The 738-nt window shown below is 67.8% G+C and carries 1 protein-coding gene; it reads left to right on the plus strand.

Features of this window, described 5'->3' with window-relative positions; genetic code table 11:
• A partial coding sequence (locus AC4FQ5_RS19695) for a hypothetical protein (RefSeq protein WP_491146245.1) occupies nucleotides 1-738 on the plus strand: 738 nt, incomplete at both ends.

The raw sequence follows: 738 nt of genomic DNA on the forward strand, positions 1-738 counted from the left end.
GGTGATCGCGATATCCGTTCCGTTCGGTTGGGGCTCGTCGGTCGAGGTGCCGCGGTCTTCCTGATCGGCGTGGCGCTCGAATTGCTGGGTACCGGTGTCGATGTCATCCTGACGTTCTACGGAGTGCTCTTCGTCGCCGTCATTCCGTTGCTGCGATGGAGCAGACGACGGCTCCTGCTGACGGCCGCCGGCATCGCCCTCCTTGGCCCGGTGGTGTTCGCGCTCCAGCCGATCATCGCGCCGGGAGCCACCGGTCACGGTATCGACCTCGTGTTCCAGTCCACCTACTCGGTGCCGGTCTGGCTCTCTCTTCTGATGGTCGGCCTCGCGATCGGTCGGAGTCGTCTCGACCGACCCCGGACGGCGGTTGTGCTGCTCGTCCTCGGGGTGCTGACATCGGCGGTCGGGTACGGGGCAGAAGCGCTCGCGGCCCCGATCGCCGAGGCCCGTTCCGCCGGCGTGTCCTCGTCATCGTCCTCGTCATCGACGGACGGGATGTCGACCGTGTCGCCGGAGGACGTCGACTTCACCGGGCTCGTCTGCGACGTGGCGTCCGACCGCTGGGTCAGCTCCTACCCCGAGTCGTCCACGGGCGGGTCCGTCAGCTCCGGCTCGAGTTCCGGTTCACGCGTCCCCGATCCGCCCTCGACATCCGGTGACTACGTCGGCTTCCTGATCGAATCCGGACTGCCCACCGAGCTCCTCCTCCGCGTGCTCGACGCGTCTGAGCACTCGGGC

This window comes from Chryseobacterium sp. DT-167, assembly GCF_058310155.1.